We start from the raw sequence: 7,318 nt of genomic DNA on the forward strand, positions 1-7,318 counted from the left end.
GAGTTATTTTACAAGAAAGCCTATACGGGAGTAAGCCTAATTTCGATCTAAACTGGCATAAATCAATTTGCGACCAAAATTAACTCACACTATAGTTGTAATTATCATTAATTAGCCCCGTCTCTATTGCTATTCGGGGGTTGAGGGCGTATTTTCCTGAAAATCTTTAAGGGAAAATCAATTTTTTGTTAGTTTTGGACTAGTCTAATGAGAACCAACCACCCAGTAACGCAAAGAGAAAAGACCTTTTCTCGCGATGTAAAACTCATCTCTGTCACCGATCTAAAAGGTAATATCGTTGATTGCAATCAAGCTTTTATCGATGTTAGTGGTTTTACACGTGATGAGCTTGTTGGTCAACCTCATAATATAGTACGACATCCAGATATGCCACCTCTAGCGTTTCACACGATGTGGAAGCAGCTTAAAACAGGCAAACCATGGATGGGGATCGTAAAAAATCGCTGTAAAAATGGTGATCACTATTGGGTTGATGCTTATGTAACGCCAATAACGGAAAACGGCAAAATCATTGGTTACGAATCAGTTAGAAGCTGCCCAGATAGGGCTACGGTTGAACGAGCAAGTCAACTTTACACCAGCGTTAATACCAATAAGGGAAGCGGTATCCGCCTTCCAAAATTACGTGTGATTTGGCCAGTATTTAACATCGCTTCGTCCCTTGCGCTTTGGTATTTTGCCTCAGAGTCTGCAGGATTTTTCTGGTTAATGGCGAATATGCTCGCGTATTCTGCCTATGCGACTTGGCGCGATAAGGAACAATTGAGACGTCTGGAATCTGAGCTGTCACACAGCTTTTGCGATGAAATATCCGAGCAAGTTTACTCAACTTGGGATGGCACCATGGGGTCAATCCAAGTACGCTTGAAAAGTGAAAGGGCACACCTAGATACAATTCTCACCCGTGTTGAACATGCTGCACAGAACGTATCAAAAGGAGCCCACACAGCAAGTAAAGAAGCGCGGGCCACCTATGCTGATTTACAAAAGCAGCAAACTGAGACAGAACTTGTTGCCACTGCTATGAACGAAATGACAACAACCATCAACGATGTATCTAACAGTGTGCAACTGAGTGCTAAAGATGCTCAAAACTCCCTTGATTTGACTTCTCAAACTGAAAAAATCGCTAATAAAACCAAAGTTGCCTTTGGTGATTTGAGTAACACGATTGCCGACATACGCAACTCTGTTGAAGGCGTCTCTAAACAAACTGATAAAATTGCTGCAGCCGCACAAATTATCGAACAAATCGCAGAGCAAACAAATTTGCTAGCACTAAATGCGGCAATCGAAGCTGCGCGAGCTGGCGAACAAGGTAGGGGATTTGCCGTAGTTGCTGATGAGGTTAGGCATCTTGCACAACGCACTCAAGAGTCGACAAAAGAGATCCATGCAATTATTGAACAACTAACCAGCAGCACTCAAGCGTCTGTAAATATTGCTCAGCAAGGTCAAGAAGAATCGCTCCATGGTATTGAGCAATTGAATCAAAGCACTGATATGCTTCAACAAATCACTCAAGCTGTTATTCAAATTAGTGACATGTCGATGCAAATTGCAACTTCGGTTGAGCAACAAGCGACTGTGTCTGATGACATAAACCAGCAAGTAGTGAATATTGCCCAGCTTGCGAACAACAGTCTAGATAGTGCAGACAAAGTACATCAAGAGAGTAAAGATCTAGAAACTACAGCAAAAGAAATGCATGAATTGATTATTCGTTTTAAGCGTAAATGATGATAATTAGTTGAGTTAAACGTAGTGGCTCAGATCCATCGCTAATAATAAAAAGGACATCAGTTGATGTCCTTTCCATCATAATTAGGGCTCATAGCTTAATATTGACAATACTTTTTCAATCGCCGCATCTTTGTTCTTTTTTCTAAATGTGATGTCGAAAGGATCGACTTCAACGTCAACAGGAACACCTAGCACCTCCACATTCAAATCCGAACTGTTTTCATAGTACTCATTACTAAGCTCATAAATCCAACCGTTGGGTAGCATCCGTGGAAAAGTATCAGAGGTAACACCAGCTGTAGCACGTCCTACTAATGTTACTTGAGGCAGCGCAGACATCGCCAATGCAAAGGTTTCGCCAGCACTGAAAGTACCGTTTGAGGTTAGGAGATAAATGTCTTTAAGGTAATATGGCCTGTTATTATCAGGCTCTGCATAAACTGCTGTCAGCTGATGTAGCTCCCCTGCATAAAACGTACTAATATCCCAAACAAGCGTATTTTGTGAGATAAAGCGCTTGATTAATTCTAGTGCCTGTATGTCATAGCCACCTTCGTTATCGCGAATATCAATGATCAGCTGATCTGTACGGGATAAGTCTGTGAAAATTTCATCCAGTAAATCGTTGAAAGCCGCATTGGCATAACTAATATCTTGACGTTCAATACCTCCTACATCAATAAAATTTGCAAAACTATAGAGCTTCAAATAACCAATATGTTGACCTCCAGTGTTAATCACTCCCCAATTAGGGCTATTCAGACTTTGCTGTTTACGCATTATAAAGTCTTGCTTTGTCTCTTGATCCAGGTATCGTGCAATCGTGATTTGTAGTTGATTCGTTTGCGTTTCAATATATTTTTCAACAAGCTCACCAGTTAAGCTTAGATCAAATGCTTCTCGCTCTAACCTTTTGAACAAGGTAGGCTTAGCTTCAAAGTTTATCGGTTCTTCTTCAAGGCTAAAATAAAGCCTAGTGTGACCATCATTTAGTAATTCAAGTATCTCACGAAATACACCAAGTAGCTTTGTTTCATTGGCATCACTTAGCTGCCCAGCATACTGGTTATAAACAGCATCCCAATCTACGCTACGCTCAGAGAAAAATGCATAGTGATTTTTCATATCCAACCAAAAAAGTTCAAAGATGGCCTGTGCGTCAAACGTATAGTCACTTTTATCTGAGGTAGATATAAACCCGTCTTTACAGACTTCATCGAGACTGGATATTTCAGTGTATTTTACAGGGCCAGAATCGTAGGGTCGTTTATAGTTGAGCAAACCTACATTTTTGGCGCTAAACGCATCAAATAACGAAAGTGGATCCAATGTCAGAATTGGATAGCAAGAGGAGCCTGTCACTTGCCAAGTCACAAGGCGCTCATCAACTATTTGTTTTATTTCACCATAATGTTCCGAATACCAAAGCTCGTTTCGTTGCGTTTTTTGAACAACTTCTACGCTGCTTTTATTTTCGTCAAAATGGCAACCAGCAACGCCGATACACAAGATTAAAGTGATTGGTCTTAAATTGAATTTTTTCATCATAACTTCCTATCGAATTAAAATATGAAGTTATCTTAAAGTGTAAGCAGCGATTTGATTGTCGCGGATTTGTCAGGGATTTGTCATAACTAATTGATTAACATTGGGGACAAATTGATAGTTAGACATGCACCACCGAGTTCACTTCTGCTTACCGAGATCCCAGCGTCGTAGTGCAATAAAATTTCTTTTACGATGGTCAAGCCAAGGCCTGCACCTCGTCTTTTTCCTGAGCGACTTTCATCTACCGTAAAAAAGGCTTGGAAGACTAACTCATGTTTATCTTCGGCAATGCCAATGCTATCATCTTCAACAGTTAGGAGAAGTTGAGCGTTACATAAACTTAGTGAAACACGGATCTGCTCGACTGCAAATTTATCAGCATTAACAATTAAGTTATGAAGCACACGTTTCACATCTGTTTGGCAGGCCCTTATCCTCACTGAGTTTGGACAATTTATAGTTATAGGGTGGTTACAGTATTTTTCTAAAGTGATGATGTATTCATTAATTAGTGTACACAAATCAAAATTGGAAACGCTGATCTTTGCGGAAAACTGTTCTACTTTACTGAACTCCAAAATTTCATGCACCAGCATTTCAAGCTCTTCACATTCCTCAAATAACTCTCGAACCAGATTTTTGTTCTTTGGCGGAACATCAAGCAACTCAAGCTTGAGCTGAAGTCGGAATAATGGCGTTTTGAGCTCGTGAGATACGGCTCTGATCATATTCCTTTGCTGTGCAAAGGCACACTCTAATTTTTCAGCCATTTGATTAAAGGCGTAATTGACACGTCCAACTGCTAAAAGTCCGGTATCAGCACGTTTAGATAACAATCCTTGTGCAATTAGTTTACTAGCATGTTCTAACCTAGAAAGTCGAAATTGCAACCAAAGTGAGTGCAACAAAAATAGGACTAGGATTAGTCCCAAGGGTAAACCATACTGAATAAAATTGAGGATCGCCCCTGCAGAGCCTTGCACTCCAACCGCAGAAAACGCAATTAACTCTTTACCTTGTATCTTTGCGATTACGGTTTGTAATTCCTCATCATAAACGTTTTCGATGACTAGCTTAGTCGTTTGCTCAAATGCAGGTTTATCAAGTGTCTGTACTTTTAGATTACTTTTTTCTGAGATCTGGGCAAGTAAAGCTTGCCACTGAGCATCATCCAAGCCAGGACGAGCTGCTTCTAAAGCATAAACATAGGCTAGATAATCTAGCTCTACGTCCTTTTTCAGCTCTTTTGAGAAATAACTTGTAGCTAGAGAAGTCAAAAGGGGGTTTATCACTAAAAACAAACTAACAAAGAGTAAGCTTGCAAATGCAAAACGTATGCTTGTCATTCAGTTTCCTTGCTATTTACAAAAATATATCCTTTCCCTCTTACAGTGATAAGGTGTTGATAGGGCATTTCATCACCGATAATCTTTCTTATCTTCATGATTTTATTGTCAACTGTACGATCGAAACCATCAAATGAGCGGCCGTACAGCTGAGTTGAAATCTGGTCGCGACTAAGAATAGAGTCAACATTAGACGCCAAAAAATGAAATAATGTGTATTCACTGTCTGAGAGACCAAGCGGTATACCATCTTGGCTTGCTTGCCTTGTCGATGAGTTAAATGAGAAGGGGCCAACACGGAGCACGTGCCCATTTCGCTGTTTATTCTTACTTTCTTCTGCTAAGCGAACTAGTTTTCGAAATCTCGCTAAGATAATTCGAGGGTTGACTGGCTTATGAATAAAGTCATCAGCACCCATTTCTAATAGCGTAATTTCGTCTATATCATCGTGACTCGCGGTTAGCACAATCAATTTACCATTGTACCTGTTTTGTAATGATCTACAGATCTCGAAACCATCTTTATTTGGTAACATCAAATCAAGCAATACAAAATCCGGTTGAAGTTGCAGTACATGCGCCAATCCACTCACTCCATCATTTTGGATACTCACGATAAAACCATGTTTTTCAAAAAAGCGCCTAAGCAGCTCCGCCAGGCCTAAGTCATCTTCAATGATTACCAATGATCTAGCGCTCATACATACTCCTTAAAATCCAGACCGAACGCTCAGAGCCTAAATCTTCCGTTTTAAGCCTGATTTAGCACGCTCTTTAATATTGGTTTGAATATAGATTTGATCTGTTGTTGCGATTTTGGCGTGACCTAAATCTTCAGATAGATGTTTTAGCGGGCGGTGATGTGCATCATGCGTCGCACCTGTATGTCTTAGCCAGTGTGAAGTCGCAGCTTCGAGCTGCTCTGACTCTTCCGTAAAGCCATCTTCCTTTAGTTTTGCCACTGCTAAGTCAAAACTTTGCTGAACAATACGGCGTAATTGACGAACGTTCATACCGCCTTGTCCCCTTAGTTTATGAACAATTGGGTAGGGCTCATCAACGCGAGGTAGGGCGCTTAACCCCCGGTACTGTCGATAACGCTTTAAATAACCAATAAAGTCTTCGCTAAGCGTTACATCCCTTAGCTTATTACCCTTACCCATAATTCTTAGGTACCAAAAATCATCTTGATCCTGCCAAAAATGACTCATTACTGGTGACCAATGAGGGCGGTCAGACAGCTCTGAAATACGTAAATACAAACCCTTTAAACAAGCTAATACAAAGAGATTCCGTTCTAGATCCGGCTGCTGTTCACTTAAATCACGTGTTACGCCAAAAACATATTCCCATTGCAAGTCACTCAGTGTATCAGGAAGATTGATTTGCGATTGAACAACTAAATATGGGCTATTTTTTTTAACCACCGGAACAAAGTTCGCGAACGACTTTTCTTCTAAAATGGCAAACTTGTAAAACACATTCAGCGCGGTAAACATCGCAGCCAACGTTTGCTGGCTAGCGCCGTTTTCTTTGAGAACAAACGGCCGCCAATTTTCGTTAACCTGACGAATACCTTGGTTTTGTTTATAACGCCACTGTACAGAAGTTTGCGTCCATGCTTTATCAGGCTCAACCACAAAATCCACATACGCCTCGATATCTTCCCGTTTAAGCTCAAACACTGACTTCTCAGCAACCAGCCATGACCATAAATAAAAACGTTCAAGCTCATTACGAAAGCGGTTAAAAGTTGCTTCAGACTTACGACCGTAAACATACAAAAACTGAAATAAAAACTGCAGCTCGTTATCTACTGGTAATAATTTACCATGGCGAGCCAAAAATTTTTTCAGCTCGGGATATTCATGCGCAAGCGTATCATCTTCAAGGTGGGCGATTTGATACCTAAGCTGCTTTAAGGTGTCGACCAATGGTAAAATCATGATAAGTCCGATATTGGTTAGTATTGGACATATTATAGTGACACCTATGCATGTTATGCAACACTGTATAAATAAGCCTATAATTTACGTTATGTTAAATAGGTTAAATACCGACATTTTGCCTGTCTATTATCTATTCAACAAAGCAAAAACGAAAAAAAGCGAGGGTTTCCCCTCGCCTTGTCTACAATCTACTGTCTACGTGTTTCTGTATTTATTCACAGTAGTTCGCTACATACGTTAAGTCATTGATGTGCTCTGGACCATCCATGACAAAAGTCGATTCTGCAGTGTTTGGATCTAATGTATAGATCTTTGCATCTTCTCCTTTATTGCGGCCAGACACGTATAGCGTACCATCTGAGCTTACCGCCAAACCAGATGCCCAATTCACACCATGTTCGCCAACTAAGTCTAACGTCATCGCGCCTTTGTCTAACGTGTAAAGTGCTTTGCCTGTGAGGACGTAAATTACATTTGTGTCTGCTGAATAAGCAATGTCACCATGTGAAAAGTCATCACCAGTATAGCTTAACTTGCCAAATACTGTTTTTTCACCCGTCTGCATATCAAACTCATACAGATAAGTTTTACTGGTAGCTAATAACTTAGTGCCGTCTGGCGTTACTGCTGAGCGATAAATCGGCCAAGAAACCGCATTAGCAGCTAAAGTCTGCTCCGCATTGTCTAATGAGACCTTCCACAGTGATGACG

At 40.5% G+C, this 7,318-nt stretch carries 5 protein-coding genes and 1 pseudogene; 1 reads left to right on the forward strand and 5 read right to left on the reverse strand.

Going from position 1 to position 7,318, the window contains the following annotated elements; translation table 11 throughout:
- The first annotated feature begins 207 nt into the window (after positions 1-207).
- Complete coding sequence (locus L1D50_RS19825; RefSeq protein WP_128727134.1) at positions 208-1,761, forward strand: PAS domain-containing methyl-accepting chemotaxis protein; 1,554 nt, start codon at positions 208-210, stop codon at positions 1,759-1,761.
- Positions 1,762-1,845: 84 nt separating this feature from the next.
- Here L1D50_RS19825 and L1D50_RS19830 read toward each other — a convergent pair whose 3' ends face one another.
- The 5 genes and pseudogenes from L1D50_RS19830 to L1D50_RS19850 all read right to left on the reverse strand — a co-directional run.
- Positions 1,846-3,309, reverse strand: a complete 1,464-nt coding sequence (locus L1D50_RS19830) for a S41 family peptidase (protein ID WP_167815450.1) — start codon at positions 3,307-3,309, stop codon at positions 1,846-1,848.
- 89 nt (positions 3,310-3,398) lie between these two features.
- The gene (locus L1D50_RS19835) at positions 3,399-4,658 is read right to left on the reverse strand and encodes an ATP-binding protein (protein ID WP_239966651.1); all 1,260 of its coding nucleotides are present in this window, start codon (positions 4,656-4,658) and stop codon (positions 3,399-3,401) included.
- Positions 4,655-5,359, reverse strand: coding sequence for a response regulator transcription factor (locus L1D50_RS19840; RefSeq protein WP_138524214.1), 705 nt, complete (start codon positions 5,357-5,359; stop codon positions 4,655-4,657). The genes L1D50_RS19835 and L1D50_RS19840 overlap by 4 nt, the downstream gene beginning before the upstream one ends.
- 36 nt (positions 5,360-5,395) lie before the next feature.
- Entirely contained in the window at positions 5,396-6,604 is a 1,209-nt protein-coding gene (locus tag L1D50_RS19845; RefSeq protein ID WP_239966652.1) for a site-specific integrase, read from the reverse strand.
- A gap of 214 nt (positions 6,605-6,818) precedes the next feature.
- A pseudogene (locus L1D50_RS19850) lies at positions 6,819-7,318 on the reverse strand (hemolysin-type calcium-binding protein); the annotation flags it as partial.

The sequence above is a fragment of the Pseudoalteromonas sp. Isolate6 genome (assembly GCF_022398435.1).
In the GTDB taxonomy this organism is placed as follows: Bacteria; Pseudomonadota; Gammaproteobacteria; order Enterobacterales; family Alteromonadaceae; genus Pseudoalteromonas; species Pseudoalteromonas galatheae.

Coding starts and splice junctions, on each gene's coding strand:
- L1D50_RS19825 (WP_128727134.1), top strand. CDS start 208: ATGAGAACCAACCACCCAGTAACGCAAAGAGAAAAGACCTTTTCTCGC.
- L1D50_RS19830 (WP_167815450.1), bottom strand. CDS start 3,309: ATGAAAAAATTCAATTTAAGACCAATCACTTTAATCTTGTGTATCGGC.
- L1D50_RS19835 (WP_239966651.1), bottom strand. CDS start 4,658: ATGACAAGCATACGTTTTGCATTTGCAAGCTTACTCTTTGTTAGTTTG.
- L1D50_RS19840 (WP_138524214.1), bottom strand. CDS start 5,359: ATGAGCGCTAGATCATTGGTAATCATTGAAGATGACTTAGGCCTGGCG.
- L1D50_RS19845 (WP_239966652.1), bottom strand. CDS start 6,604: ATGATTTTACCATTGGTCGACACCTTAAAGCAGCTTAGGTATCAAATC.